This is a genomic window from Sphingomonas sp. G5, assembly GCF_052660795.1.
Genome location: NZ_CP109660.1, coordinates 3,018,568 through 3,044,607 on the forward strand (window position 1 = coordinate 3,018,568; position 26,040 = coordinate 3,044,607).

General features: G+C 68.2%; 17 protein-coding genes and 1 tRNA gene. 3 read left to right on the forward strand and 15 right to left on the reverse strand.

Annotated features, from left to right (window positions below; genetic code table 11):
* Nucleotides 1-3: 3 nt before the first annotated feature.
* From NE358_RS14475 to NE358_RS14530, 12 genes are all read right to left on the reverse strand, one after another.
* Entirely contained in the window at nt 4-819 is an 816-nt protein-coding gene (locus NE358_RS14475; protein WP_174799716.1) for a carbohydrate ABC transporter permease, read from the reverse strand.
* Complete coding sequence (locus NE358_RS14480; protein WP_103208490.1) at nt 819-1,793, reverse strand: carbohydrate ABC transporter permease; 975 nt, start codon at nt 1,791-1,793, stop codon at nt 819-821. The genes NE358_RS14475 and NE358_RS14480 overlap by 1 nt, the downstream gene beginning before the upstream one ends.
* A 28-nt stretch (nt 1,794-1,821) precedes the next feature.
* Nucleotides 1,822-3,072, reverse strand: coding sequence for a sugar ABC transporter substrate-binding protein (locus NE358_RS14485; protein WP_289939616.1), 1,251 nt, complete (start codon nt 3,070-3,072; stop codon nt 1,822-1,824).
* Between the two features lie 101 nt (nt 3,073-3,173).
* Nucleotides 3,174-4,175, reverse strand: a complete 1,002-nt coding sequence (locus NE358_RS14490; protein ID WP_141378323.1) for a LacI family DNA-binding transcriptional regulator — start codon at nt 4,173-4,175, stop codon at nt 3,174-3,176.
* Between the two features lie 172 nt (nt 4,176-4,347).
* A complete protein-coding gene (locus NE358_RS14495; protein WP_289939618.1) occupies nt 4,348-8,499 on the reverse strand; it encodes a LamG-like jellyroll fold domain-containing protein in 4,152 nt (1,383 codons plus the stop codon).
* A gap of 227 nt (nt 8,500-8,726) precedes the next feature.
* Entirely contained in the window at nt 8,727-13,103 is a 4,377-nt protein-coding gene (locus NE358_RS14500; protein ID WP_499317997.1) for a family 43 glycosylhydrolase, read from the reverse strand.
* Nucleotides 13,104-13,280: 177 nt separating this feature from the next.
* Nucleotides 13,281-14,318 (reverse strand): LacI family DNA-binding transcriptional regulator, encoded by a 1,038-nt coding sequence (locus tag NE358_RS14505; RefSeq protein ID WP_103208482.1) that lies wholly within the window; start codon nt 14,316-14,318, stop codon nt 13,281-13,283.
* Nucleotides 14,311-15,846: a sugar ABC transporter ATP-binding protein gene (locus NE358_RS14510; RefSeq protein ID WP_307723129.1), complete on the reverse strand. Its 1,536-nt coding sequence runs from the start codon at nt 15,844-15,846 to the stop codon at nt 14,311-14,313. Before NE358_RS14510 ends, NE358_RS14505 begins: the two co-directional genes overlap by 8 nt.
* A 79-nt stretch (nt 15,847-15,925) precedes the next feature.
* Entirely contained in the window at nt 15,926-16,945 is a 1,020-nt protein-coding gene (locus NE358_RS14515) for an ABC transporter permease subunit (protein ID WP_103208481.1), read from the reverse strand.
* Complete coding sequence (locus NE358_RS14520; RefSeq protein ID WP_103208480.1) at nt 16,945-17,988, reverse strand: ABC transporter permease; 1,044 nt, start codon at nt 17,986-17,988, stop codon at nt 16,945-16,947. Before NE358_RS14520 ends, NE358_RS14515 begins: the two co-directional genes overlap by 1 nt.
* Entirely contained in the window at nt 17,985-19,541 is a 1,557-nt protein-coding gene (locus NE358_RS14525) for a sugar ABC transporter ATP-binding protein (RefSeq protein ID WP_499318578.1), read from the reverse strand. The genes NE358_RS14520 and NE358_RS14525 overlap by 4 nt, the downstream gene beginning before the upstream one ends.
* A gap of 190 nt (nt 19,542-19,731) precedes the next feature.
* Complete coding sequence (locus NE358_RS14530; protein WP_103208477.1) at nt 19,732-20,715, reverse strand: ABC transporter substrate-binding protein; 984 nt, start codon at nt 20,713-20,715, stop codon at nt 19,732-19,734.
* A gap of 247 nt (nt 20,716-20,962) precedes the next feature.
* Between NE358_RS14530 and NE358_RS14535 the strand changes: the two genes are divergently transcribed.
* The gene (locus NE358_RS14535) at nt 20,963-21,526 is read left to right on the forward strand and encodes a flavin reductase family protein (RefSeq protein ID WP_103208474.1); all 564 of its coding nucleotides are present in this window, start codon (nt 20,963-20,965) and stop codon (nt 21,524-21,526) included.
* 81 nt (nt 21,527-21,607) lie between these two features.
* On the opposite strand, the gene NE358_RS14540 is transcribed toward NE358_RS14535, so the two are convergent.
* Nucleotides 21,608-22,495, reverse strand: a complete 888-nt coding sequence (locus tag NE358_RS14540) for a DUF808 domain-containing protein (protein ID WP_289939631.1) — start codon at nt 22,493-22,495, stop codon at nt 21,608-21,610.
* A gap of 251 nt (nt 22,496-22,746) precedes the next feature.
* On the opposite strand from NE358_RS14540, the gene NE358_RS14545 reads away from it, so the two are divergent.
* Together NE358_RS14545 and NE358_RS14550 are read left to right on the forward strand one after the other, a co-directional pair.
* A complete protein-coding gene (locus NE358_RS14545; protein ID WP_116239384.1) occupies nt 22,747-23,337 on the forward strand; it encodes a molybdopterin-dependent oxidoreductase in 591 nt (196 codons plus the stop codon).
* Complete coding sequence (locus NE358_RS14550) at nt 23,334-24,065, forward strand: FAD-binding oxidoreductase (RefSeq protein ID WP_141378080.1); 732 nt, start codon at nt 23,334-23,336, stop codon at nt 24,063-24,065. Before NE358_RS14545 ends, NE358_RS14550 begins: the two co-directional genes overlap by 4 nt.
* 197 nt (nt 24,066-24,262) lie before the next feature.
* Here NE358_RS14550 and NE358_RS14555 read toward each other — a convergent pair.
* Nucleotides 24,263-24,351 (reverse strand) — tRNA-Ser (locus tag NE358_RS14555).
* Between the two features lie 95 nt (nt 24,352-24,446).
* Entirely contained in the window at nt 24,447-25,736 is a 1,290-nt protein-coding gene (locus NE358_RS14560; protein ID WP_289939635.1) for an LCP family glycopolymer transferase, read from the reverse strand.
* Nucleotides 25,737-26,040 lie beyond the last annotated feature (304 nt).

Genomic DNA, 26,040 nt, shown 5'->3' on the forward strand with positions numbered 1-26,040 from the left:
GGGTCAGTCTTTGACAGCGCCGGCGGTGACACCGGCCGCCACGTAACGCTGAGCGAGGATGAGCAGGACGGCGGCGGGAATGGATGCCACGACGGCGGTCGCCATGATCGCGTTCCACTCCTGGTTGTTGTTGCCGATGTAGCGGTAGATGCCGATCGTGATGGGCTGCAGCTTGCCTCCGCTGTTCAGGGTCGAGGCGAAGATGAAGTCCGACCACGACCACAGGAACGCGAACAGCGACACCGTCACGATCGAGTTGCGGCTCACGGGCAGCACGATCGAGCGAAAGGTGCGCCACGTTCCGGCCCCGTCGATGCGGGCGGCGGCGAGCAGTTCGTCGGGGATGCCGCGCATGAACGCGGTGAAGATGAGCACGCCGAACGGCACCGCGAGCGTGGAGTCGGCGAGGATCAGCCCCGGCACGGTGTTGAGGATCCCGGCGTTGAGGTAGATCGCGTAGAATCCCATCGCCATGATGATCCCCGGGATCATCTGCGCGATGAGCAACGCGAAGCTCAACGCGTTGCCGCCGCGCGGGCGCAGTTTGGCGAGGGCGTAGGCCGCCGGAGCCGACAGCACGAGGGTCAGCACCACCGTGCCGACACCGATGACGAAGCTCGTGCCCAGGTAGGGCAGCTGGTCGGACACCACCTTCTCGTACCCCTCGAAGGTCGGGGTGAGCGGGAGCAGGTCGGGCGGCGACTTGCGCATGTCGCTCTGCGGGGTGAGCGAGACATTGATCATCCAGTAGATCGGGAACAGCATGATCCCGGTCAGAACCACCCCCACGAGGGTGATCCACCACGGTCGACGTTTCATCAGACCTCCAGACGGCGCTGGGCGCGGATGTAGATCAGCCCGAACACGAGGGCGATCACGATGAGCAGGTTGCCGACCGCGGCTGCGGGACTGAGATCGGGCAGGGCCGAACCGAAGCCCAACCGGTAGGACCAGATCGCGAACGTGGTGGAGCTGGAGCCCGGACCGCCGCGCGTCATGATCCAGATGATGTCGAACACTTTCAGCGTGTAGACCAGCCCCAAGAGGATGGTGATCGCCGAGACCGGGCGCAGCAGCGGGAAGGTGATGCGCCAGAACTTCTGCCACGCGTTCGCCCCGTCGATGGATGCCGCCTCGTAGATGTCGGTCGAGATGTTCTGCAGGCCGCTGTAGAGGATGACGAGGTTGAACGGCACGCCGATCCAGATGTTCGCGATGAGGACCGACACCAGCGCCCACTGCGGGGACGTCAGCCAGTTCACCGGATCGATGCCCGCCGCGCTGAGAGCGGCGTTGACCACTCCCGAGTCGGAATTGAGCATCCACGACCACGCCGAGGCCGAGACCAGCAGCGGCAGCAGCCACGGCACGAGGAAGAGCGCGCGAAGCGTCGCCGAAAGCGGGAAGCGCTGGAAGAAGAACACCGCCAGCGCCATGCCGATCGAGTACTGGAACGCGATCGAGACGAGGGTGAACGTAGCGGTGTTGGCGAGGGCCGGCCAGAAGGTGGGGTCCTGGAAGATCGCGACGTAGTTGGCGAACCAGACGAAGGGCGCGTTCCCGTCGATGAACGAGCGGACCGTGTAGTCGCGCAGGCTCAGGTCGAGGTTGCGGTAGAGCGGATAGGCGTAGAAGACGACCAGGTAGACGACGACGGGGGCGAGGAACGCCCACGCCGCCCACTGCCCCCGGCGCCGCGGACGGCGACCGGGGGTGGGGAGGGCAGCGGATCTCTCCGCCGCCCTCCCGGTGTCGCCGGTGCCCGTCGAAGCAGTGATCTGCGTCGCGGTCATGTCGGCGTACCCCTTTCGATGGATGGGATCACTTGGACGAGGCGGCCTGCTGAGCCGCCTTCAGGGCGTCCTGCGGCGACTGGGCGCCGGTGAGGGAGTTCTGCACCGCTGTCCACAACTGCTCGGAGATGACCGGGTACTTCACACCGAGGTTGTCTCCGGTACGCGCCTTGGCGGCACCGACGGCCTCGATCCAGGGCTCGAGCGTGGGAACCTTCGCGAGCTGCGCCTTCTGCGCCTCGGGAGTCGCGGCGATGTAGTTCAACGTGTTGTCGGTGTCGACCACGTTCGCGGTGCTGGTGAGGCACTCGACGATCTTCGACGAGGTGGCGTAGCGGGCGGAATCCTTCTGGACCGGCAGCGTCAGGAACTCGCCTCCGGTGGGAGCCGGTGCCGCGCCGCCCTTGGCCGCGGGGATGGGTATGACCTCGTAGCCCGCCTTGGCCGCGCCGGCCTTCTGCCAGGTGCCGTTCTCGGCGAAACCGAAGTCGCCGGTCTGGAACTCCTGCCAGCTGGTGGTCTGCGTGTTGTTGATGACCGAGTTCGGCGCCCAGCCCTTCTTCACCCAATCCGTCCAGAGCTGCACGGCCGAAACGGCCTGCGAGGAGTCGAGCTGCGTGAGGTCGGCGCCCGCTCCCCAGAACCAGGGCAGGAACTGGAAGCTGCCCTCTTCGGTGCCGATCCCCGAGAAGGTGATGCCCTTCTTACCGGATGCCACGACCTTCTCGATCGCGCTGTTCAGGCTCGACCAGTCCTTGATGGAGGACGGGTCGACGCCCGCGGCGCTGAGAACGGTGGGGTTGTAGTACAGGGCGAGGGTGTTCGCTCCGATCGGGACGCCGTAGGTCTTCCCGTCGACGACCGAGGCGCCGAGGATGTTCTCGGCGACGTCGCCGACCTGCAGGCCGTTCTCGTCGGTCGAGGTGACGATGCCCGCCTCGACCAGCGTCGAGACCGCGGGGTTGTCGATCAGCAGGATGTCGGGCGAATCGCCCTGCTGTCCGGCGAGGAGTGCCTTGCTGGTCAGGTCGCTGGTGTCGAAACCGGTGCGTTCGACGGTGACGCCGGCGTCGGCCGCGCATTTGTCGATGACTTTGGCCCAGTCCGAGCTGGCGTCGTACTGCGGGTACGGGTCCCAGAAGGTGTAGGTGCCACCGGCGGCGTCGGTGCTACCGGAACCTCCGGCGCCACCGCCGGAGCAACCGGCCAGGACACCGACGGCGACGGCGCCGATGGCGAGCGCTCCGAGAGCGCGGGTACGGGTGATTGACGTGCTCACTTGCGATTTCCTCTCTGAAATGTGACTGCGTTGTCGTGCGAGTGACGCGTTGAACCGGTTCGACGATGAGCCGAAGAGAACGGGGCGCGTCTACCGCCCCGTCAGGCGGTGCTCCCCCGGTCGGTCAGTTCCGGCTCGATGAACCCGACCACGGGGGGTCCGTAGGCGGGTTCGGCAATACGCCGGACGAGATGCTGGACCGCCTTGCGGCCCAGACCGTCGGGGGAGGTCTCCACTGCCGTGTACGGCAGAAGGAAGGTGCGTCCGAAGTCCCTCGAATAGAGGCTGACGACGGAGAGGTCTCGGGGGACCACGGTGCCGCGCTCACGGAGCACGCCCGGGAGCGCCGCGATCGAGGCGTCGTTGTGCACGATGAGCGCCGTGGCGTCGGTGCGCGTGTCGAGGATCGCGTTGAGGCTGCGCTCGATCCCGGGCTGCTGCGATTCGCCGTAGTGAGCATGGATGCGGATGCCGTACCGTGCCGCGCGCTCGAGTGCGGCGTCACGGAAACGCCAGGCGTAGGCGCCGCCGCGCTCGAACACGTGCCGCGGGGGCGAGACGAGGACGATGTCGTGGTGACCGAGGCCGTAGAGGTGGTCGACGATGAGGCGCGCCGCTTCGCCGAAGTCGAGGTCGAAGACGTCGAGACCCTCGGTGTCGCGGGGAAGACCCACGAGCGCGCCGGGCTGTCGAGCCTGACGGAGCGCCTCGAGACGGGGGTCGTCGTGAGTGACGTCGAGCAGGACGACCCCGTCGACCATGTTCGACGACGTGATGCGACGGATCGCTCCCGGGCCGTCGCCGTCGGTGACCATGAGGATGTCGTAGCCGAGCTCGCGGGCGGCGTCCGACACGGCGAGGATGTACTGCAGCATGGCCGGCGGGAACTCGTCTTCGTGGAACTGCAGCAGCAGCCCGAGGACCATGGTCTGCGAGGTGGCGAGGGCGCGAGCCCCCGCATTCACGGTGAATCCCAGCTCCGAGATCGCGGCGTCGATGCGCTCGCGGGTCTCGCGAGAGATGGGGCGGTTGCCGGAGAGCGCGTACGAGACGGTGCTGCGCGAGACTCCCGCGGCCTTGGCCACGTCACCGATGGTGGTCATTCCCCCGCTCCCTTCATCGTCGAACCGGTTCGATCAGTGTAGCGCCACGAATCGCACTCAGCAACATTTTTGCAGTCGAACGAGCGTGTTTTTTCCCACCCGTCTCGGCACCCTCGACCGCGCGAAGACGCCCCGGGGGTTCGGGCCCCCGGGGCGTCTTCGCGATACGCGGTCAGGAGCGCGCGCGCTCCCGTCGACGGGCGACCAGGGCCACGCCGGCCGCGAGGATGGCCGCTCCGGCGAGGAGTCCACCGAAGCCCGCGAAGGTGGAGCCGGTCATTGCGAGGGAACCCGACGCAGACGCCGTCGTCGACGCGCGCGATCCACCGGCCGCCGCTCCCCCACCGCCAGCCGGCACCGCCCCGGCGCCGCCTCCGCCCGCTTCGCCGCCGGCGGCGGCGGTGATCGCGAGAGCCGTCGACGCCGAGCGCTGAGAGAGCGCCCCCGTGGCGATCAACTGGTGGTCTCCGACCGGTGCCGATACCGGCACCGCGAGGGTCGCCGACACCGCCCCCGCGGCATCCGCCGTCGCCTCGCCCAGCACGATCGGGTCGGAGTGCAGGACGAACCCGACTTTCTCGCCCGGCGCGTATCCGGCGCCCGAGACCTCGACCGATCCCCCCTGCGCCACCGAGGACGCGTGGGTCGAGACCGTTGCGGCGGCCGGGGTCGTGTCGGGCCGAAGGGCGGTGAAGGTCATCCGGTCGAGATTCGGCGCCCACTGCGAACGAAGTCCCAGGGTGGGGTACCGCTCGGAGATGTACGTGACCCCGTCGAAGTCGGGCTGCTCCTCCGACGCGAAGCGGATCGAGTTCTCCCCCGCCTGCAACTGCACCTCGACGGTGAGATCCCAGAACTGGTTGGCGTTGTAGCTCTGCGGGAACAGCACCTTCTGGATCGGGCCTCCGTTGACGGAGATGTCGGCTCGACGAGCCACCGGGTCGGGGTTGTAGTGGGACGACGGCGACTGCTCCTCGTTGGAGTAGCGCAGGGTCATCGCGTACGTCCCTGCCTGGGCAACGGTCACCTTCTGGGTGAGGGTGTTGCCGTTGCCGGGCGCTCCACCGATGCCGACGACCGCCTTGCCGCCGCTGGCGAGCGAGAGGTCCTGAGCCTTCGCCGAGCCCGCGAGAGTTCCGGCCTCCGCCTCGATGGTCTGCGAGGCCAGCTCGTTCTTCGAGGCCTGCACCGCCACGCGGTCCAGGGCGAGGGTCCCGGACGCCCCGACGACCTCCACCTTGTTGATACCGCCGACGAGGAAGGCCGGGATCACGGCGGTGTCGGCCACCGTGCCGAGATCCACACCGTTGACGCGCAGGGTCGCGGTGCCGCCTCCGAGGGTCTTCACCTCGAGGGACTTCTCGGAGTCGTCGGCGTTGTACACCCAGAAGGTGACCGACTCGCCGCTCGCGACGGGCACGTACCCCGATCCCGAGACGCCCGCCTTGTCGTACGCGGCCGCGGCGCCGTGCAGGACGGCGTTCTCGGCCTCGTAGATGGGCGTGTACCCGGGGTTGGGCTGGGTCAGGTCGATCTTGTCGATGATCGCCGTACCGACGGTCTGCTTGGTCCCGTCCAGACTCTTCGCCGCGATGGTGATGGTGTTCTTGCCCGCCTGCAGGTCGACCGTCGTGTCACTGTGATTCCAGACGACCCACTTGTATCCGAGCTCCGCGTAGATCTCCTGTTCGGCGCCGCCGTTCACGGTCACGAACATGTTCACCGGCCCCTGCGCGAGATTGAGCTGGTCCTTGTTGTACGCGCTGGCGAGGACGCTGAGGTCGTAGGAGCCGGCGGCGGGCACGTCGACGTCGAAGGAGATCTGCAGGTTCGATCCACCGCGGATCCCACCGACGTCCTTCGTTCCCGAGGTGTAGAAGCCGCCCACGTTGCTCGGCGTGCCCTCGGGACCGTTGATCTCGGGGGCTGCTCCGCTGAAGCGGGCGTCCTCCGCCTCGTACACGCCGCGCCACGACACCGGGGACTGCGCCGGGCTCGAGGCGTTCTGCCCCGGAGTGACGATGATCTCGTAGGCCGAATCGGTACCGAGCGGCGGCAGGCCACCCTCGCCGAATCGGAGACCGAGCGACCCGTTCGTCACGGGAGCATCGAACTCTGCGACCGTCTGCGGCTCGCCGGAGTCGCCGATCTGACCTGTCCAGCGGATGTCTCGCACCTGGACGTGAGCCGTCTGCGACAGGTAGTCCGGCAAGCGGTCGAAGTACACGTTCTGGTTACCCGAGCTCCCACCCAGCAGAGCGTGGACCTTCTTGTCGGCGTCGTCCACGGTGGCGACGCCCTGCAGGGTGTAGCTCTGTCCGGGGCGCGGCGGATGCACCGCCACCGTGTCACCGGTCATGTTGCCGTAGGCGTTCAGCAGCCACCACTGGCCGTTCCCGCGGTTGGACTGGACGGCGGAGTCGCTCAGATTGCCGTCGATGTTCCAGTAGGCGATGTCGGCGTCGATCTTGCTGTCCTCGATCGCGGAGATCCACTGGATCATCTGCGCGGGAACCGAGGTGTGGTAGTTGAACGCGTACTCGTTGACGTTGATCGGCAGGTGCTGACCCGCCCACTTCGTACCCGCGAAGAGCTCGTCCTCCCACCCGCGGTACTTCGCGACGGAGTCGCGGATCGTGGCGGGATTGCTGAGCTCGTGCCAGGTGAAGGCCTGGGGCACGGTGTCGTTGGCGATCGCGTGCGCGAGGAACCCGTGGTCCTGGTCGAAGAGCACACTGGTGTTCGGGCCGCCGATTCGCGCATCGGGGATCTTCGAGGTGATCAGCCGATAGGCGCGATCCCAGGCGCTGAAGAAGCGGTCGGGGTTGTCGAGCCAGCTCTGACCCCAGAACGACTGGTCGCCGTTGCCGTACATGTTGCCCTCGGGCTCGTTGAAGGGCACGAAGACGATGCGCTTGCGGTACTCCTCGGGCAGCTGAAGGACCTGGTCGACCTGTTTGCCGATCGAATCGAGGAACCACGCCTCCTTCTCCGCGCCGTTCGCCCCGGGCACCTCGTAGGGGAAGCCGCGGTTGATGTCGGTCATGTAGATGTACACGTCGCCGTTCGAGGAGTCGGCGAGCGGCTTGACCACCTCGAGGGCGTCGGCACCGGGGTGCTGCGGCCCGTCCTGAGCCTTGGTCGAGACGGTGCGCAGCTGGATACCGTCGATCAGATTGTTCGAGGGGAGGCCCGGACCGTAGAGCCCGTAGAGCGTTCCGGACGCGCCACCCATGAACGCCCCGGTGCGGTCGCCGACGTCGATCGAGAACTCGTCGGGCGTCGTGACGCGCACTGTCGCGGTGACCGCGGTGTCGGTGCCGTCCACCGTGCCGGTGACGGTGAAGACGCCGCGCTGGGCGTAGGCGGATGCCGGCACATCGGCCCAGGTGACGGGAGCGAGGCGTTGCTGCCCATCGTCGAACTCGGCTTTCACCCCGGGGAGGTTCGGAGCTGCGCCGACGTCGGTCTGCACCTCGACGCTCTTCTGCAGGACGGTTGTGAGCTTCGGCGCAGCGTCGCCGGAGAGTGCTCGCACCTGTCCGGGGGTGAGGGCGGTGTCGTACACCTGGAAGTCGTCGATGGCACCGGCGAAGAAGGGGTGCACCCCGGTCCAGAAGGGCTGCCCGATGTAACCGGAGTTGGGTGACGAGGAGCCGAACAGGGCAGTGGAGACGTCGGCACCGACATTGGTGCGGCTCACCTCGAGGCCGTCCAGGTAGTAGACCAGCGCCCCGGAGTCGATGGTCGTGGTGACGAGGTGCCACTCACCGGTGGGCAGAGCCGTCGACCCCGATGCCCCGGCTTCACCCTGCGTGGTGGGCTTGACGTTGGAGCGGGCCTTGTCGTCGCCCTGGAACCGCGGGGTGTAGAAGGCCGCGCTGTCTTTGTCCTTGCCCAGGGTGTACAACCACTGGAAGGCGTCGCCCCCGTCCCATTTGACCCATGAGGAGATGGTCGTCGAGGTCAGTCCCTGGAAGAGTCCCGCGGGCACCGTGATGTAGGGCGAGGTGGTCGAACCGGCCGCGCCGCCCGAGAGGTGGAGGGCTTTTCCGCCCGATGGGCCGGCGACCAGTTGCGCCGACCCCGGGTTGGTCAGCAGACCATCGCGTCCCTTGCCCGACTCGTCCTTCACCGTCGCGGTGACGGATGCCGCGCCGTCGAAGTCGTAGTCGAGGATCAGGTGGCTGCCGGCGTCGGCGCCTGCTGCCGCCTCGGCCTGCGGGGGGTGTGCGGGGGAGCCGATGGCGAGGGCGGCGACGGCCAGCCCTGCGGTGACGGTGGCGATGGGCGCGCGTGCGGCACGCCGTCGTGTCGACCTCATGGAACTCTTCTCTCATCGTCGAGGGGGGAAGCCGGTTCGATTCATCGAACCGGTTCGACACACAATAGACGGGTGAACCGCGGAAGGTCAACGGGTGATTTCGGGGACGCAGGGTTGGGCGCAGGTCGTCCCGTCTCTCATCCGCGATGCACCCATCCCGCGTCCGTTCCACGGGAGAGGGGCCCGGATGCCATGGCATCCGGGCCCCTCTCTTCACCTTCTGCCGGCTACGACACCGCGCGACGCGGTCGACGCGTCGCCCAGACCGCCGCTCCCGCGACCAACAGGAACGCCGCGAGCAGCGCTCCCCCGAGGGGACCCTGGGCGCCGGTCGCGGCGAGTTGCCCCTTCGGCACGACCGTGATCGGCACGCGCTGGACGATCGAGCCGTCCGCCGCGAAGACGACGATCGTGTGCGCGCCCGCTTCGAGGTCCGCCGGGATGCGGACGTCGAAGACGACCCGACCTGCCGCATCGGCGACGGGGATGCCGGCGATGCGGATCGGCGTGCTGCGCAGTTCGGCGGTGACCTGCTCACCGGCCTTCAGGCCGGTCACGGTCACCCGTACCGTGCCACCGCGCTCGACGGTCGTCGTCGACACCGAGGCCGAGGGGGCCACCGGAGACGCCGTCGGCTGCACCGTGGGCTGACCCGTCGGGGCGACGGTCGGCGTCGGGCTCGCGCTGGGCGAGTCGCTCGGCGAAGGCGACGGGCTCCCGGTCGGGGAACCGCTGGGTGACGGCGACGGGCTCGGCTCCGGGTTCGTCCCGGTGGGGACCTCGCGCGGGGCGACGCTGGTGAGCGTCGGAGTCACGGTTTGGAAGAGGCCGTCGGCCCCGATCCGGACCCGATCGATCGTCGTCTCCCGGTTGGTCCCGCCGCCGCCGGGGATGGCGAAGCGATGGTAGGCGATGTACCACTCGTCGGTTCCGGGCACGTTGACGATCGAGCTGTGCGCCGGTCCGAGGATGCCCTGCGAAGGATCCTTCTGCAGCAGGATGCCGCGGTAGGTCCACGGTCCGTCGATGCTCGTCGACGTGGCATAACCGACGCGGTAGTCGGGAGATCCGGTGTCGTCGATCGAATACGTCAGATGGTACGTCCCGTCTCGGAAGTTCATGAAGAGCCCCTCACGGAAGTCCGGCAGACCGGTGATCGGTTTGATCGTGCCCGCCGTGATGCTCTTCATGTCGTCGGACAGCTCGCCGTAGACCGGCTTGCCGTTCCCCCAGAACAGGTAGTACTTGCCGGTCTGGGGATCCCGGAACGCGGCCGGATCGATCGCCTGCCCGCTGTTGACGCTCTCACCGTTGGTGATCATCGGCTGCGCCTCGGCGGTGAACGGACCTTCGGGGCTGCTTGCGACGGCCACACCGATCATCTTGCGGTTGGCGTTCGGCTCGTGCCCGCTGAAGTAGAAGTAGTACTTCCCGCCCTTCTCGATGATCGTCGGAGCCCAGGCGTTGCCGGTGGCCCAGGGGACGTTGCCTTTCGCACCGTCGAGCGTGAGGAACGGCTTGTCCGACCGCGTCCAGTCCACGAGGTTCTTGGACTTCCAGACGTAGAAGGTGTTGCCGCCCCAGCCGGGGGTGCCGTCGGTGGTGGCGTAGATGTAGTACGTGTCGCCGAACACCGCGATGTTCGGGTCGGCGTACAGCCCCGGCAGGACCGGACTCTTCATCTCCACGGCCCGGAGCGTCCACACCGTGTCATTTTGGCCCGGCGTCTTCAGCGTGACGGTCACCGGAGCGCTGAGGTCGCGCAGTGTGCCCGACGGCGGGGTGGCCGTCGTGCCCGTTGCGGTGGTGAAGGTCGGCCGCAGCTTCGTCAGGTCGGTACCCGGCCTGACCGGGAAGGTCACCGTGCGAGAGGCGGCGTCGACCATGGGGGCGACTTTCAAAGCACTCGCATCCTGCAGGCTCACCGATCCGAGGATCGACCCGTTGCCCGATTGCGCGACGATCTCGGCGCTCGAGAGCGCGCGGTTGTAGAGGGCGAACTCGCGCACCTGGCCACGGAGCAGATTGTCGGCGTTGTAGACCGACTTGCCGATGTAATTCGCGAGCGTTCGCCCGCCGCCGATATCGCCCGGGCGCACCGTGACGTTCGTGTTCTCGGCGACCTGTTGGCCGTCGAGGTACAGCCGTGCCGTGGATCCGCTGAGGGTGTATGTGACGTTCACCCAGCGATCGCGCGGCAACGCCGACGCGGACTGCGCGTTCTGCTCCCCCGACCAGTTGCCCGTCGTGAGCGCTCCGCGCAGCTGATTGTTCCCCGTCGCGAAGAGGTAGCCGTTGCCGGTGCCGTCCTGCGCGGTGTTTCCGAACGCGTACAGGAAGTACGGGTTCTTCTGAGCCGCGTCGACGCGCATCTCGGCCTGGACCGTGATGTCGGTCGTCCCCGCCAGCACGTTGTCGGGCAGATCGACGTAGTCGTCGGTGCCATCGAAGGTCAGGGCGTTGTCACCCCAGGCGGCGTTTCCCTTGATCTGCGCGTCACGCCCCGCACCGGAGCGGTCGTGCAGGGTCGACCCGGACCCATCGGTGAAGTCGTACCGCAGGAGCTCGCCCTTCTCGTTCGCGGCGAGCGGCTGCGGGAGGTTCGCGCGCAGCGCCGTGAGCTCCGCCTGCGTGACGGGCATGACCGTTCCATGACGGGGGCTGCCGGGCAGACGGTACGAGGCCGGGACCTTCCAGTCCGGGTTGGCGATGTCGGTGGTCGCGAGCGGGATGTAGCCGCGTCCGCCGTACTCGTCGACGAACAGGTAGTACTTGTCGCCGTTGACGTCACCCGGGTTGGACTTGAAGATACTCGGCCCCTCGACCGCCTGCGTCCCGGCGTTCTTGCCGATGCACGAGGTGACGAGCTTCCACTGGTCGAGCGGGGCGGTCAGCACGGGCGAGCTCTCCTGGATGATGTCACTGCACCCGGTGGTGCCGGCGCCCTCGTCCTTGGTGAAGCGCTGATAGACGCCGTTCGCCTTGATCACGGTGGAGTCGATGCGCGACATGCCGCCCTGCCAGACCTTGGTGTCGCTGAAGGTGACGAAGTCGCGCGTGGTGGCGTACAGCATGCTGTTGGCGACGTTCGAGGTGTGGTTCGGGTCGTTCTCGGGGTAGATCTTCGACGCCCAGAACACGACGTACTCGCCCAGCGACTCGTCCCAGTACGCCTCCGGGGCCCAGGTGTTGCCCGCCGTGTCGGGCGAGACCTTCACATGGCGCTGCGCGCTCCAGGTGACGAGGTCGTGCGACTCCCACACCTCGAGGTACTTCGAACCGGTGCGCTGCGAGCGGTCCCAGTTGCCGTCGCGTCCGATCGAGAGGTCGGTGGCGATCAGGTAGAACGTGTCACCCTCGGGGGAACGGATGAGGAAAGGGTCTCGCAGCCCCTTCTCGCCGAACGTCGAGGTGAGCGTGGGCTGTCCGTTGTTCAGCTCCGTCCACGACAGGGCGTTGTTGCCGTTGCTCGCGGCGAAGTAGATGTTCTCGCCCGCGACGGAGTTACCGGTGAAGTAGGCGAAGGTGTAGCCCTCGAAGGGGCCGATCTGCGCCGCCTTGCGGACCGTCGCGGAGAAGTCGCGCGTCTGCGTGACGGCGTTCTTGGTGACGGATGCCGTGAGGGTCACGGTCGCGTCGGCCGACGGCCGCGTGACGACTCCGTCGGCGGTCACGATCTTCGCGTCCGAGGTCGTCCAGGTGACCGGGAGCCCCTGCGACGAACCGGGGAGGGTCAGGTTGCCGCGGACGTCGTCGACGTTCGTCACCGTCAACGCGCCGAGAGCCGACTGCACGGCTGCACCGTCTTCGGGCGTCTTCACGAGGGCTTTGACCTCGGTGGCCGAGAGGGCGCGGTCGTAGATGCGGAAGTCGCGCAGGCTTCCGGCCAGGCGCTTGTCGGGGGTGTAGTTGGAGCGACCGAGGTAGTTCGCGGTCGTGGTCCCGCCGCCGATCATGCGGGGGAGCGTGGTGGTGTCTGTGTTCTCGGCGATCTGGACGCCGTCGATGTACATGCGCGACGTCTTCGACCCGGCGTCGAGCGTGTAGGTCAGCTTCTTCCACACCCCGCGCTCGAGGGCGGCAGTGCCCTCGGCCTTCTGCTCGGTGCTCCAGTTACCGAGGGCGATGCCGGTGCGCGCCGGGTTGCCCGTCGCGAAGAGGTAGCCGTTGCCGTACCAATCCGTGGTGTTGCCCAGACCCCAGATGAAGTAGTTGCCGCTCTGCTCGGGGCGCACGATCACGTCGGTACTGACCGTGATGGAATCGAGCCCCTTCAAGATGTCGTTCGGCAGCTTGATGTCGTCGTCGACGCCGTCGAGACGGACGCCGTCCGCGCCCGCGAGCGTCGGCCCGCCCTCGAGCGTCGCGTTACGACCGTTGCCGGAGGTGTCGCGCGCGACGGTTCCGGAGGTCTCGTCGAGCGGGTAGGCGGCGACGAGACCCGCGTCCGCGGCGACGGCGCCGGCGATCACGGGCGCGGTGAGGGGCGCCGCGACGAGGGCGGCGATGACAGGGACGGCGAGCGTCCAGCGGGAACGGCGGCGCGGGGGCGCCGATCGGTCGTCAGGGGTCACGGGGGTGGGGTCCTCTCGTGGGTGCGTCATTGCAGGAACCGTCGTCATCGACGGTCCCCTGCATGTTAGCGCTCACACACCACGATGACCAGGATGGTTACGTCAACAGCTCCTCCGCCGACCGTGGGAGCGGTGTCATCACATCGCGTTTCGCGGCCGGGCGCCGCCCCCGACCGACAGGAAGGCGAGACGACCGTACCGGTGGCCTCAGCGGGAGCGCCGCGAACCGGTGGGCCGCTCGGCGGGCGCCGAGTCACGAACGACGAGACGCGTCGGGAGAGGGGTGCTCTCGCTCACCGTGTCGGGCTCCTCGACCGCGAGCAGCACCTTCTGCATGAGGATCTCCCCGAGCGCCGCGAAGTCCTGACGGACGGTCGTCAGCGACGGGTAGAGGAAAGCCGCCTCCGGGACGTCGTCGATCCCGACGACCCCGACGTCTTCGGGGACCCGCAGTCCGCGCTCGCGCAGGGCCGAGAGCACACCGATCGCCATGTGATCGTTGGCGACGAAGATGCCCTCCCCCGGGGCGATGTCCGCCTCGCTCGCGATGCGGTACCCGCTTTCCGCCGACCAGTCCCCGTGCACGAGCGCGGTCGACTCGCTGCGCGAGGAAGCGAGCTCCTCGCGCCATCCGCGGATGCGCTCGACGGCGTCGGGATTGCGGGCGGGGCCGGCGATGTGACGGATCGGACCGTACCCGGCCTCGCGCAGGTGCCGCACGGCGCTGCGGGCCGCGCGGTACTGGTCGATCGCCACGAGCCGCGGGTGGGGACGGCTCGTCGTCGCCGACGCGACGATGGGGATGTCGAGATCGAGCGCCTGGACGGATGCCAGCACCTCGGTGTCGACGACGATGAGCACGATGGCATCCACTCGCTGCTTCAACAGCCCGTCGATGGCCGCGCGCACCGCCACGGCGTCGCCCTGCGGAGAGCTGATGGCGTCGACGTTGTACCGGGCCGCGCGGGCGGCGAAGTTGAAGTTCATCGCGATCGACGAGGGGCCGTAGTCGACGCTGCCCGGGGTGACGAGGCCGATGGTGCGGGTACGGCGCGTGACGAGGGCCCGGGCGGCCGGCGACGGGCTGTACCGCAGCTGTGCGATCGCCTGCTCCACCCGTGCGCGGGTGGCCGGGCGCACGTTGGGCATGTTGTTGAGCACGCGCGAGACCGTCTGATGCGAGACGCCGGCCAGGCGGGCCACATCGAAGATGTTCGCCGTACGCGCCGCTTTGTCGTCAGCCATGGGCCGCCTCACCGGGACTCTCGGGCTTGGCCACGAGAGCCAGGAGGGCGTCGGGGGTGAGGTCGACGGCGGGGACGATCTGTGCGAGGACTCCATCGCGCATCACCGCCACCAGGTGCGCCACGCGCAGTACTTCGTCGAGCTCGGCCGAGATGTAGATGATCGAGAGCCCGTTGTCGGACAGTTCGCCGACGAGGCGCTGGATCTCGGCCTTGGCACCGACGTCGATCCCCCGCGTCGGTTCGTCGAGGACGATCACGCGGGGGGAGAGGGCGAGCAGGCGCGCGAGGAGCACCTTCTGCTGGTTGCCGCCCGACAGCGTCGAGACGGGGCGGTCGATGTCGGCGGGTCGGATGTGCAGAGCCTCCACCCAGCTGGTCGCGAGCTCGCGGCGCCGCGCCGTACTCATGCGACGCAGGACGCCGCGCTGGGCCTGCAGAGCGAGGCTGATGTTGTCGAGCACGCTGAGGTCGCCGATGACGCCCTCTGTCCGTCGGTTCTCGGACGAATAGGCGATACGGCGGCTCATGGCCTCGCGCGGCGAACCGAACCGCACGGGGTCACCGTCGACGAACACCTCCCCCGAGCCCGGCCGGTCGACGCCGGTCAAGGCCCGGGCGAGCTCGCTGCGTCCGGAGCCGAGGAGGCCGGCGACCCCGATCACCTCACCCTCGGCGAGGTCGAGATCGGCGTCGCGCAGACGCGGACCGGCGGTCAGGCCACGCGCGCTGACGACGGCGGGGCCCTCGCTCTCATCGACGGTCCGCTGGCCGAGAGGGGCGAGAACGCCCGCAGCGGCGCCGAGCATCTTCTCGACGAGATCGATGCGCAGCAGTTCCTGGGTCGCGTACTCGCCGACGAGGAAGCCACCGCGCAGGACCGTGACGCGATCGCAGATCTCGTAGACCTGGTCGAGGAAGTGCGACACGAACACCACCGCGATACCGGTCTCCTTCAGCTCGCGGATCACCCGGAAGAGTTCCGCGACCTCGTCGGCGTCGAGGCTCGAGGTCGGCTCGTCGAGGACGAGCACCTTGACGTCGACCGAGACCGCGCGAGCGATCGCGACGAGTTGCTGGATCGCCAGCGGATGCGACGACAGGATCGAGGCCGGATCCACCTCGACACCCAGAGACGCCAGGGCGGAGGTGGCCCGACGACGCATCTCGGCGTGGTCGATCATGCCCCACTTGCGGGGCTCGCGGCCGAGGGAGATGTTCTCGGCCACCGTGAGGTTGGGGAGGAGATCGATCTCCTGGTACACCGTCGAGATGCCGGCCGCCTGCGCCTCGGCGGGGGACGACAGCCGGACGGGCGTGCCCTCGACGAGGATCTCGCCGCTGTCGAGACGGAGGGCTCCGGTGATCGCCTTGATCAGCGTGGACTTGCCGGCACCGTTCTCGCCCATGAGCGAGTGGACCTCGCCGGCCTGCAGCCGGAAGTCGACGCCCGAGAGCGCCGACTCGACGCCGAAACGCACCGACGCCCCGCGCACCTCGAGGAGGGGCGGGGCGACGGCGGCGGGCATGGGGTCCATCATGCCCGCGTCGGAGCGAGAGCGCTAACACCGCGCGGCAGTGTGTTTCCGCGCAGCCCGCGGCCGAATGTCAGCGACTGAGCGCGGAGCGCGACACGATGACCCGCTGCACGACCACGAACAGCAGCAGCAGGGCACCGACGGTGATGCGCGTCCAGGACTGCTCGGCTCCCGAGAAGGAGATGATCGTGCGGATGAGGCCGTAGACGAAGACGCCGATCATCGAGCCAATGACGAAGCCGCTGCCTCCGGTCAGGAGGGTGCCGCCGATGACGACCGCGGCGATGGTGTCGAGCTCGGTACCCACACCGTTCAGCGGGTAGCCGGCGCCGGAATACGCGGTCAGGACGATACCGGCGAGACCCGCGCACACTCCGCTGATGACGTAGACCGACAGCTTCGCGCGGACGACGGGCAGGCCCATCAGGCGAGCCGACTGCTCGTTGCCGCCGACCGCGTAGACCGTGCGGCCGAAGCGCGTGTAACGGAGGACGAAGGCGGCCAGCGCCACCGTCAGGAGCGCGATGATGCCCGTCGGGGTGATGTACCAGCCGGCGAACGAGAATCGCGTCGACTGCAGCCACAGCAACCCCTCGTTGTCGACCTTGATCGACTCGAGGCTGACGACGAAGGCCAGGCCGCGGGCGAGGAACATGCCGATGAGCGAGGCGATGAACGGCTGCACGTCGAAGAACTGCACCAGCACACCGATCAGCAGTCCGATCGCCGCACCGATGAGCACCATCGCGGGGATGGCCACGGCCACCGGGACCCCGTCGCCGAGCATCTTCGCGCACAGGATGCCGGTGAACGCCATCACGGCCCCGACCGAGAGGTCGATCCCCCCGGTGAGGATGACGAAGGTCATTCCCACCGCGAGCACGAGCAGGTACGCGTTGTCGAGCAGGATCGACGACATGATGCGGTTCAGCTGGAAGTTCGGGAAGTACCACATGGCCCCGGCGATCATCACGACCAGGATGATGACCGCGGCGAAGACGGGCACCCACGAGATGTGACGGCTGAGGAAACGGCGGTACGAGACCGCGGACGACGACGTCGAGCGTCGTTCTTCGGTGAGAGTGGCCATCAGGACAGCACCTTTGCGTCAGGACGTCGGGTGATCGGACGAAGCGCACTGCGCCCCGCCGTGTGGAAGTACGCGCGGAAGCGTCGCGACTGCAGGAGCACCACGATCAGCACGGCCGCGGCCATGAACACGGGGCTGACCGCGGGCGGAACACCCAGGAAGGTGATGGTGCTCTTCAGCGTCTGGATGGTGAAGACACCCACGACGGTTCCGGCGAGGCTGAACTTTCCCCCCGCGAGCGAGGTACCGCCCAGAACGACCGCGAGGATGGCATCCAGCTCGATGTAGAGACCGGCGGCGTTGGCGTCGGCGGCCATGATGTTCGAGCTGTAGAGGATGCCGGCGATACCCGCGAGGGCGCCGCTGGCGATGTAGGCGCCCCAGATGATGCCGCGCGAGCGGACACCCGCCAGGCGGCTGGCCTCGGGGTTGATACCCACGGCCTCGGTGAGCATGCCGAGGGCCGTTCGACGCTCGAGGATACCGACGACGATCACCGCGAAGATCGCGACGAAGAACGCGAAGGGGAGCCCCAGGACGTACCCGCCGGCGATGAACTTGTAGGGATCGCTGTTGATCGTGGTGATGAAGCCGCCCGTGATCAGCAGCGCCACACCGCGGCCGGCGAGCATGAGCACCAGCGTGGCGATGATCGGTTGGATGCCGAGGACAGAGACGAGGAACCCGTTCCAGACCCCGAGGAGCAGGGCGACGCCGACGGCCGCGGCGATCGCGGTGAAGACCACCCCGAGGTTGCCGGGGTCGGGCGACGCCTCGATGACGGTGAGGGCGACAGCCCCCGAGACGGCCATGATCGCGCCGACCGAGAGGTCGATCCCTCGGGTGGCGATGACCAGGGTCATGCCGAGGGCGACGAGCATGAGCGGCGCGCTGTTGCGCAGGATGTCGATCAGCGACCCGTAGAACTGACCGTTCTGCATCGTGATGCTGAGGAAGGACGGTCGCGAGATCGTGTTGATGGCGATGAGCGCGAGCAGCGCCGCGATCGGCCACACGAGGCGGTGGGTGAGGAATTTCTTCATGCGATCTTCTCCCGATCGGACGACAGTGTCTCGGGTGCGGTGTGCGGCGGTGCGGCGGATGCCGACTCGGATTGCCCCTCGGCGATGTAGGCCACGAGAGCGTCGAGGTCGACGTCGCGGGTGGCCAGTTCGCCGATCTTACGACGGTCGCGCAGGACCGCCACGCGCTGGGCGAGGCGCAGCACCTCTTCGAGTTCGGACGAGATGAAGATGACCGCGAGGCCCTTCTCGGCGAGCTCGGCGACCTTGCGCTGGATATCGGCCTTGGCACCGACGTCGATGCCACGGGTGGGCTCGTCGAGGATGAGCAGCTCGGGCGCGGTGGCCAGCCACCGTGCCAGCAGGACCTTCTGCTGGTTCCCGCCCGACAGGTTGCGGATCAGGGCGTTCGGATCGGCGGGGCGCACACCGAGCGCCGTGATGTACTCCTCGACGACGGCCTGCTTCTCTGCGGCGCTGATCTTGCGCAGGGCGCCGCGGCGGGCCTGGATGCCCAGCACGATGTTCTCGGCGACGGTCAGGTCGCCGACGATGCCCTCGGCGCGGCGGTCCTCCGACGAGAACGCGATGCCCCGGTCGAGAGCGTGGCGGGGCGACCCGGTGCGAGCGCCCGAGCCGGACACGTGCACGGTGCCGTCGTCGGGCCGATCGGCGCCGGCGATCAGGCGAGCGAGTTCGGTGCGGCCGGAACCGAGGAGTCCGGCCAGTCCCACGACCTCGCCCGGGTAGACGTCGAGGTCGACCGGCTCGAGGGCGTTCTTGCGCCCCAGCGAGAGCGCGCGCAGCACCGGGGTGCCGCTGCGGTCGATCGGGCGCTCGGCGCTGGCGGAGATGGCATCCAGCTCGCCCAGCTCGCGTCCGATCATCTTCGCCACCAGCTGCTCACGGCCGAGCTCGGTGACGGGGTACTCCCCCACGAGGGTGCCGTTGCGAAGCACCGTGAGTCGGTCGGAGATCTCGTAGATCTGGTCGAGGAAGTGCGAGACGAAGAGGATCGCCACGCCGCGGTCGCGGAGATCGCGGACGACGCCGAAGAGCTGCTCGACCTCGCCGCGGTCGAGGCTCGAGGTGGGCTCGTCGAGCACGAGCACCTTGGTGTCGACGACCATCGCGCGGCTGATGGCGACAAGCTGCTGAAGGGCGATCGAGTGGCTGGCGAGGATCGATCGCGTGTCGATGTGCACGCCCAGCTCTGCGAGGTAGGTGGCGGCCGCGGCGTGCGTGGCCTTCCAATCGACCATGCCGGCTCGACGGATCTCGTTGCCGAGCATGACGTTCTCACCGACGGTGAGGTTCTGGCAGAGGTTGACCTCTTGATAGACGGTGGCGATGCCCGCGGCCTGGGCGTCGGCGGTGGCACGGAACTGACGCTCGGCCCCCTCGACGCGGATGACGCCTTCGTCGATGCCGTAGACGCCGGTCAGGGCCTTGATCAGGGTGGACTTGCCGGCGCCGTTCTCTCCCATGAGGGAGTGCACCTCACCGGCGTAGAGGGTGAAGTCCACGCCGTCGAGCGCCTTCACCCCGGGGAACTGGATGCTGATGCCGCGCATCTCCACCACGGCTGACCGTTCGGATGGCTTCACGGCGACCCGTTCAGATGTCATTGTCGATCGCTTTCTCGGATCGGGAGCGTGCGGGGCCGGTGGGTACCGACCCCGCACGCCGGGGAGGATGGTCCGTCGATGCCGGGGCGATCGGACGGGGTGCCGTCGAGGGGAGTCGACGACGGATCCGTGCGGATCAGTAGGGACGGCTGTCCAGGACCTTCTTGGCCTGCTCCTGGTCGAACGCCTGGTCCTCGACGATGTAGCTCTTGTCGACGGACTCGCCGGCCACGACCTTCTTGACGACCTCGGCGGTCTTCTCACCGAGGAGCGGGTTGCACTCGACGATGTAGTTGAACTCGCCGTTCGAGAGGGCGGTCATGCCGTCCTTCACCGCGTCGATCGTGACGATCTTGATGTCGGTGCCGGGCTTGAGGCCCGCCGCCTTGATCGCCTCGAGAGCGCCGAGGCCCATGTCGTCGTTGTGGGCGAAGAGCAGGTTGATCTGCGAGCCGTACTTCTGCAGGAAGCCCTCCATGACGGTCTTGCCGTCGGCGCGGGTGAAGTTACCGGTCTGCGAGTCGAGGACCTTGATGTCGGTGCCCTTGATCGCGTCGTTGAAGCCGGTGGCGCGGTCGGTCGCGGCGGACGAACCCGTGGTGCCCTCGAGAACGACGAGGTTGGTGGGCGTCTTGCCGAAGTTGTCGGCGACCCATGTGCCCGCGGTCTCGCCCTCCTTCTTGAAGTCGAGGCCGATCCAGCTGGCGTAGAGGTCCTTGGATGCCGAGACCGTGCGGTCTTCGAGGATGACGGGGATGTTGGCGTCCTTGGCTTCCTTGAGGACGTCGTCCCAGCCGTCGCTCACGATGGGGGCGAGCACGATGGCGTCGACACCCTGGTTGATGAAGCTGCGGACCGCGGCGATCTGCGCCTCGGGCTTGTTGTCGGCCGCGTTGAAGACGAGGTTGAAGCCGTTGGCCTCGCTGAACGCCTCTTTCATCGACTCGGTGTTGGCGCTGCGCCATCCGCTCTCGGAGCCGGTCTGGGCGAAGCCGACCGTGATCTTGTCGCCGCTGCCGCCACCGGCGTTTCCGCCGCCGCCCGCACCGGCGCAGCCGGTGGCCGTGAACGCGATCGCTCCGACGAGCGCGATGCCCGCGATGATCTTGTTCGCCTTCATGATGAAACCTCCTCGTTTCGCCGGCTCCGATGCCGGTCATGTGATGCAGCCCCTCGGGTGAGCCGTGTGTGAATGTTAGCGCTCACAGAACGTCTTGTGTCAAGGAATTCGGCGTTACGGATGATCACGGATTGATAAATGTGAAGCCTCACACGGCAGCCGGGGTCGATCGCGTGATCGCCGGGAGCGTTTCGCCGTGTTGCGTCCGGAGGGCCTATCCCCCGCGGGAGCGCCTACGGTCGTAGTCATGACTTCGCTTCCGCACAGCGCCCCCGAGGGCACTCCCGCCATCGGCACCTCGGTCTCGGCGGACGACTTCAAGAGAGCCTTCCGCGGCCACCCCGGCGGCATCGCCGTCATCACCGCGTACGGAGAGAACGGCCCCGTCGCGCTCACCGCCTCGTCGGTGTCGTCGGTGAGCGCCGACCCGCCTCTGCTGATCTTCTCGGTGTCGGCCCTGTCGTCGGCGACGCCGACGATCATCGCCGCCGATACGATCGTGGTGCACCTGCTCGACGCCGAAGACATCTCGCTCGCCCGCGCCGGAGCCACCAGCGGACTCGACCGCTTCGCCGACACCACCACCTGGTCGCGCCTGTCCACCGGGGAGCCCGTCTACCACGGCGTGCGCGCGTGGCTGCGGTGCAAGGTCGTCAGCCGCATGGATGCCGGCGGCTCCACCGTCATCGCCGCTCAGGCCCTGCAGGTCGACGTCGAGCGCGACCTCGAACCCGGGGAATCCGGCGCCGCGCTGGTGTACCACAACCGTGCGTGGCACCGCCTCGGCGAGCACTCGCGCCTCGACGACTGACGCCCGCCGGCGCGTACGGCGCCGGGAAGGGAACTCAAGGCCGAACCGGGCGAGAGCTGCTCCACCGCCCGTGGGTGAGCGTCAGTGCGCGGCTGCGCCGCGTCGCGTCAGTCGCGAAATACCGGTCACGACGCCCACGATGAGGAGCCCCAGGATCAGCCCGAAGACGGCCGACATCGCGGTCTCGACGATCCAGACCACCACCGGGCCTGCGGCCTCGATCGCGTGCGTGACGAGATGGACCACGTCGTAGGGCCCCGACCACAGCGTCTCGGCGAGGTTCTGCAGCACGAGGTGCCCACCGACCCACAACATCGCGACGGTGCCGATCACGCTGATCACGCGGAAGACCGCGGGCATGGATGCCACGACCCGGGCGCCGAAGCGGCGGACGCCTCGCGACTCGCTCTTCATGAACCGCAGGCCGATGTCGTCGATCTTCACCAGCAGCGCGACCGCACCGTAGACGACCACCGTCATGGCCAGGCCGATGACGAGCAGGGCCCCCAGCGTCATCCAGATGCCGAAGTCGGGGTCGAGGCTCGACAGGGCGATGAGCATGATCTCGGTGCTGAGGATGAGGTCGGTGCGGACGGCCCCGAGGACGAGCTTCTTCTCGTCGCGCGGCTCGTCGGCGTCGTGCTCGCCGTGACTCACGCCGAACCACTCGAGCACCTTCTCGGCGCCCTCGAAGCAGAGGAACCCGCCGCCGATGATGAGCAGATACGGCAGCACCCACGGCGCGAAAGCCGTGAGCAGGAGCGCGATCGGGATGATGATCACGTACTTGTTGATGATGCTGCCGAGCGCGATCTTCCAGACCACGGGCAGCTCTCGCGCGGGGGTGAGCCCCTGCACGTACTGCGGAGTCACGGCGGCGTCGTCGATCACGACGCCGGCCGTCTTCGCGCTCGCGCGCATGGCGGCGCTGAGGATGTCATCGACGACGGCGAGCAGACCGACCGACATGCGCTTCTCCCGAGGGTGCGAGGGGCACGGCGCATGCGCACCGCAGGCACGACCCTATCGGGCCGGGGCGCCGCCTCGACGGGGGTGGCATGGCGGCGCGCACGGTCACTTCGCGCGCGGAGGAGAACGTGCGCTCGGAGGACATTCCACGGCGCCAGGTCCTCCCCTCGCCGATTCTCCTCCCGTCCAGGCGCTGTGTTCCGCGCACGCCCGAAGTTAGGGTGAGGCCAACACGAGCAGCAGGGGGTCGTATGTCGTTCATCACGCGAGGGTTCTCGGGCCGGCGACGGGAGCGCGATCCGCGGCTCCCGCCCGGGCAGACGCTCGTCGGCGACTGGCCTGTGCTCTCGGCCGGCCCGACCCCCGTCGTCGCCGACGAGACGTGGGAGTTCGCAATCGGCACCGAGAACGGCGTGCATCGCTGGACACGAGCCGAACTCGAGGCGCTCGGGGTAGAGGACGTCACCGTCGACATCCACTGCGTCACGCACTGGACCAAGCTCGACATGCCGTGGCGTGGGGTCTCGCTCGACCGTCTCTTCGCCGAGGTCGAGACCTCGCACCGCTACGCGATGGTGCATTCCTTCGGCGGCTACACGACGAACATCGCGCTCGACGACCTGCGCGGCGGCAAGAGCTGGATCGCCTTCGAAGCCGACGGGGCACCCCTCACCCCCGAGCACGGGGGACCCGCGCGGTTGCTCGTGCCCCACCTGTATTTCTGGAAGAGCGCGAAGTGGGTGCAGGGGCTCGTCACCATGCCGAGCGACAAACCCGGATTCTGGGAGCAGAACGGGTATCACCCGCACGGCGACCCGTGGCGGGAAGAGCGTTACGGGTGACCCGCCGCTCCCCCGCCTGGCACGTCGCAACCGTCGTCGAGTCGCGCCCCGAGACCACGACGGCGCGCCGCATCGAGCTCGAGGTGCCCACCTGGCCCGGCAATGACGCGGGCGCTCACGTCGATGTCCGCCTCACGGCGCCAGACGGCTATCAGGCGTCGCGGTCGTACTCGCTCGCCTCGTCGGGCGCGGGCACGCGGCTCGTGCTCGCCGTCGACGAGGTGCCCGAGGGAGAAGTGTCGCCCTTCCTCGTGCACGACCTCCGCGCGGGAGACCAGATCGAGGTTCACGGACCCCTCGGAGCGTTCTTCATCTGGCATCCCTCCGACGATCCCTCGCCCGTGCAACTGATCGCCGGAGGCTCGGGCGTCGTGCCCCTCTTCGCCATGGCGTCGGCTCACGCCGCGAGCGATGACCCCGCGCCGTTCCGCCTGCTGTACTCGGTTCGCTCTCCGCAGGATGTCTTCTTCGCCGACGAGGTGTCCGCCCTCGCCGACGATCGCTTCCGTCTCGACACCGTCTACACCCGCCGCACCCCGCCCGCGTGGCCAGAGCCGCCCGGTCGCTTGACCCCTGAACGCCTGCGGAACGCCGTGTTCTCGCCGCTCGAGCGCCCGCGCATCTACGTGTGCGGCCCCACCCCCTTCGTCGAGGCCGTTGCGGGATGGCTCGTCGACGCCGGGCACGACCCCGTCCGTGTGAGGACTGAGCGGTTCGGCGGCGCTTGACGACTCCGCGCGACGGCGATGCCCCGAGCGGTCCGTTCGTCGAGCTTTCTTGGGGTGGGATGCCACGGCATCCCACGTCTCATGCTCCCGACGCGGGCCCGCGGAAGGCGTGGCCGCGGTCGTCGTGTTCGCGAGCCCGAGGAGACCGGCAGCAGCCCGGGCATCAGAAAAGCCCCGGCGAACCGGGGCTTTTTCTGCGGAGACGGAGGGATTTGAACCCTCGGTCCCCTTACGGGGACTCCACCTTAGCAGGGTGGTGCACTAGGCCTGACTATGCGACGTCTCCAGGTGATCGACGCCCTGCGGCGCGAACACACCGGTCCATACTAACCGGATGCCGCCCGGCATTCGAACCACGTTCGGTATGCCGGGCGGCGAAGCTCAGCCGCGGACGTTTCCATTCGAGCAGGTCGCTTGCGCGGCGGTCTGCCCGGCGATGCCGCTCGGCAGCTGGATCGCGTCCGACGTGGGCGCGGGCGAGGCCTGAGCGGTCTCGGTCGGCGCCGGGCTGGCGGTGTTGACCGGGGCGGGCGTCTGGGTGGGAGCGGGCGTCGCGTTCGCATCGACGACCACACCGTTCCCGTCGCTGAGGTTGCCCGACAGCTCGAGGGGCTGGTTCGCCGCGAGGGCGGCCCACAGCGTGTCGGCGTCAGTGCGGTCGGGCACGACGCGGTTGGGGTTGGAGGGGTCGGTGTAGGTCGGGTACTGGATGAAGACGATCTCGTTGAACGGCACGTCCTTGACCGCGGACGCGATCTGCACGAGCGTCAGCGGGTTCGTCAGCGACGTCGAGGGGTCGACGTTGCGCAGCGCCGTCGAGGCGAGCTTGTAGAGCGTCGCCGGGTTCGACAGCACGTCCTGGCTCTTCAGCTTGTTCGCCAGTCGCGACATGTACTGCTGCTGGTTGGAGATGCGACCCAGGTCGCCGCCGTCGCCGACACCGTGACGGGTTCGGAGGAACTGCAGGGCGTCCAGACCCTGTACCGTGCGCATGCCGGCGGGCCAGTCGATGCCGGTGTAGCGATCCTTGATTCCGTTGGCGATGCAGACGTCGACGCCGCCGATCGCGTCGGTGATGTTGATGACGCCGCCGAAGCTGACCTTCGCGGCGAAGGGGATCTCGAGGCCGCTCAGCTCCGAGATGGTCTGCACGACGCACGAGAGGCCGCCGTACGAGAATGACGAGTTGATCTGCTGCTTGCTCATCGCGGAGGTCTCGTTGCCGTCCTTGTCGGTGCACGACGGGATCGGCACCATGAGGTCGCGCGGGAACGAGATGACGGTGACCCGGCGAGGAGCGTCGGAGATGTGCACCAACATGTTGACGTCGTTGAGGCTGCCCTCGGAGTCGGCGCCCGTGCAGCGATCGCCGAAGAGCTGGGCGAAGCTCGGCTCGCACTCGTCGGTGCCGACGAGGAGCATGTTCACGCCGCCCTTGAGCTCACCGAGGTCGGGCGGGACGGCCGGCTGACCCTTCAGCTCGACGGCGTCGGCGGTGAAGCTCTGGGTGAGATCGACCGCCGCGTAGGCCAGGACAGCACCGCCCGAGACCAGGAGGACGGCGAGAGTGATCGCAACGCCGCGGAACAACTGCGCGAGGGGGCCCGGCGAGGTGAGTCGCCCGTGGCGCGCGACGGTTCGCTGACCGCGCGGGGTGGAGGTCTTGCTCACTCGTGTCCTTTCGAGACGGATGCTACCGGCCCGGCAGCACGTCGACCTCGACGAATCGGCGAGAGGTCGGGGTAATACTAGGGACCGCGATCTGTGAATGCCGTGAGGATCGGGCGTTTCGCGGGCGTTCGTCGGCGGGGCGGGCACAGCGACGGGGCACGGATGCTCCGCTCGCATCCTCGGATGTCCCCCAAAGTGCCGACAGAAATGACGCACAGCTCGTCGATAGGTTCATGAATGCAGCTGCGCTTTCACGCCTTCCGCTTGCGGGGTCATGTCCGTGGGGGGAGGGCCTACTCGTCAA

What these genes read in the sequence shown, in the direction of transcription:
- NE358_RS14475 (WP_174799716.1), bottom strand. Translation starts at nt 819, where the DNA reads ATGAAACGTCGACCGTGGTGGATCACCCTCGTGGGGGTGGTTCTGACC.
- NE358_RS14480 (WP_103208490.1), bottom strand. Translation starts at nt 1,793, where the DNA reads ATGACCGCGACGCAGATCACTGCTTCGACGGGCACCGGCGACACCGGG.
- NE358_RS14490 (WP_141378323.1), bottom strand. Translation starts at nt 4,175, where the DNA reads ATGACCACCATCGGTGACGTGGCCAAGGCCGCGGGAGTCTCGCGCAGC.
- NE358_RS14495 (WP_289939618.1), bottom strand. Translation starts at nt 8,499, where the DNA reads ATGAGGTCGACACGACGGCGTGCCGCACGCGCGCCCATCGCCACCGTC.
- NE358_RS14500 (WP_499317997.1), bottom strand. Translation starts at nt 13,103, where the DNA reads ATGACGCACCCACGAGAGGACCCCACCCCCGTGACCCCTGACGACCGA.
- NE358_RS14505 (WP_103208482.1), bottom strand. Translation starts at nt 14,318, where the DNA reads ATGGCTGACGACAAAGCGGCGCGTACGGCGAACATCTTCGATGTGGCC.
- NE358_RS14510 (WP_307723129.1), bottom strand. Translation starts at nt 15,846, where the DNA reads ATGCCCGCCGCCGTCGCCCCGCCCCTCCTCGAGGTGCGCGGGGCGTCG.
- NE358_RS14515 (WP_103208481.1), bottom strand. Translation starts at nt 16,945, where the DNA reads ATGGCCACTCTCACCGAAGAACGACGCTCGACGTCGTCGTCCGCGGTC.
- NE358_RS14520 (WP_103208480.1), bottom strand. Translation starts at nt 17,988, where the DNA reads ATGAAGAAATTCCTCACCCACCGCCTCGTGTGGCCGATCGCGGCGCTG.
- NE358_RS14525 (WP_499318578.1), bottom strand. Translation starts at nt 19,541, where the DNA reads ATGCGCGGCATCAGCATCCAGTTCCCCGGGGTGAAGGCGCTCGACGGC.
- NE358_RS14530 (WP_103208477.1), bottom strand. Translation starts at nt 20,715, where the DNA reads ATGAAGGCGAACAAGATCATCGCGGGCATCGCGCTCGTCGGAGCGATC.
- NE358_RS14535 (WP_103208474.1), top strand. Translation starts at nt 20,963, where the DNA reads ATGACTTCGCTTCCGCACAGCGCCCCCGAGGGCACTCCCGCCATCGGC.
- NE358_RS14540 (WP_289939631.1), bottom strand. Translation starts at nt 22,495, where the DNA reads ATGTCGGTCGGTCTGCTCGCCGTCGTCGATGACATCCTCAGCGCCGCC.
- NE358_RS14545 (WP_116239384.1), top strand. Translation starts at nt 22,747, where the DNA reads ATGTCGTTCATCACGCGAGGGTTCTCGGGCCGGCGACGGGAGCGCGAT.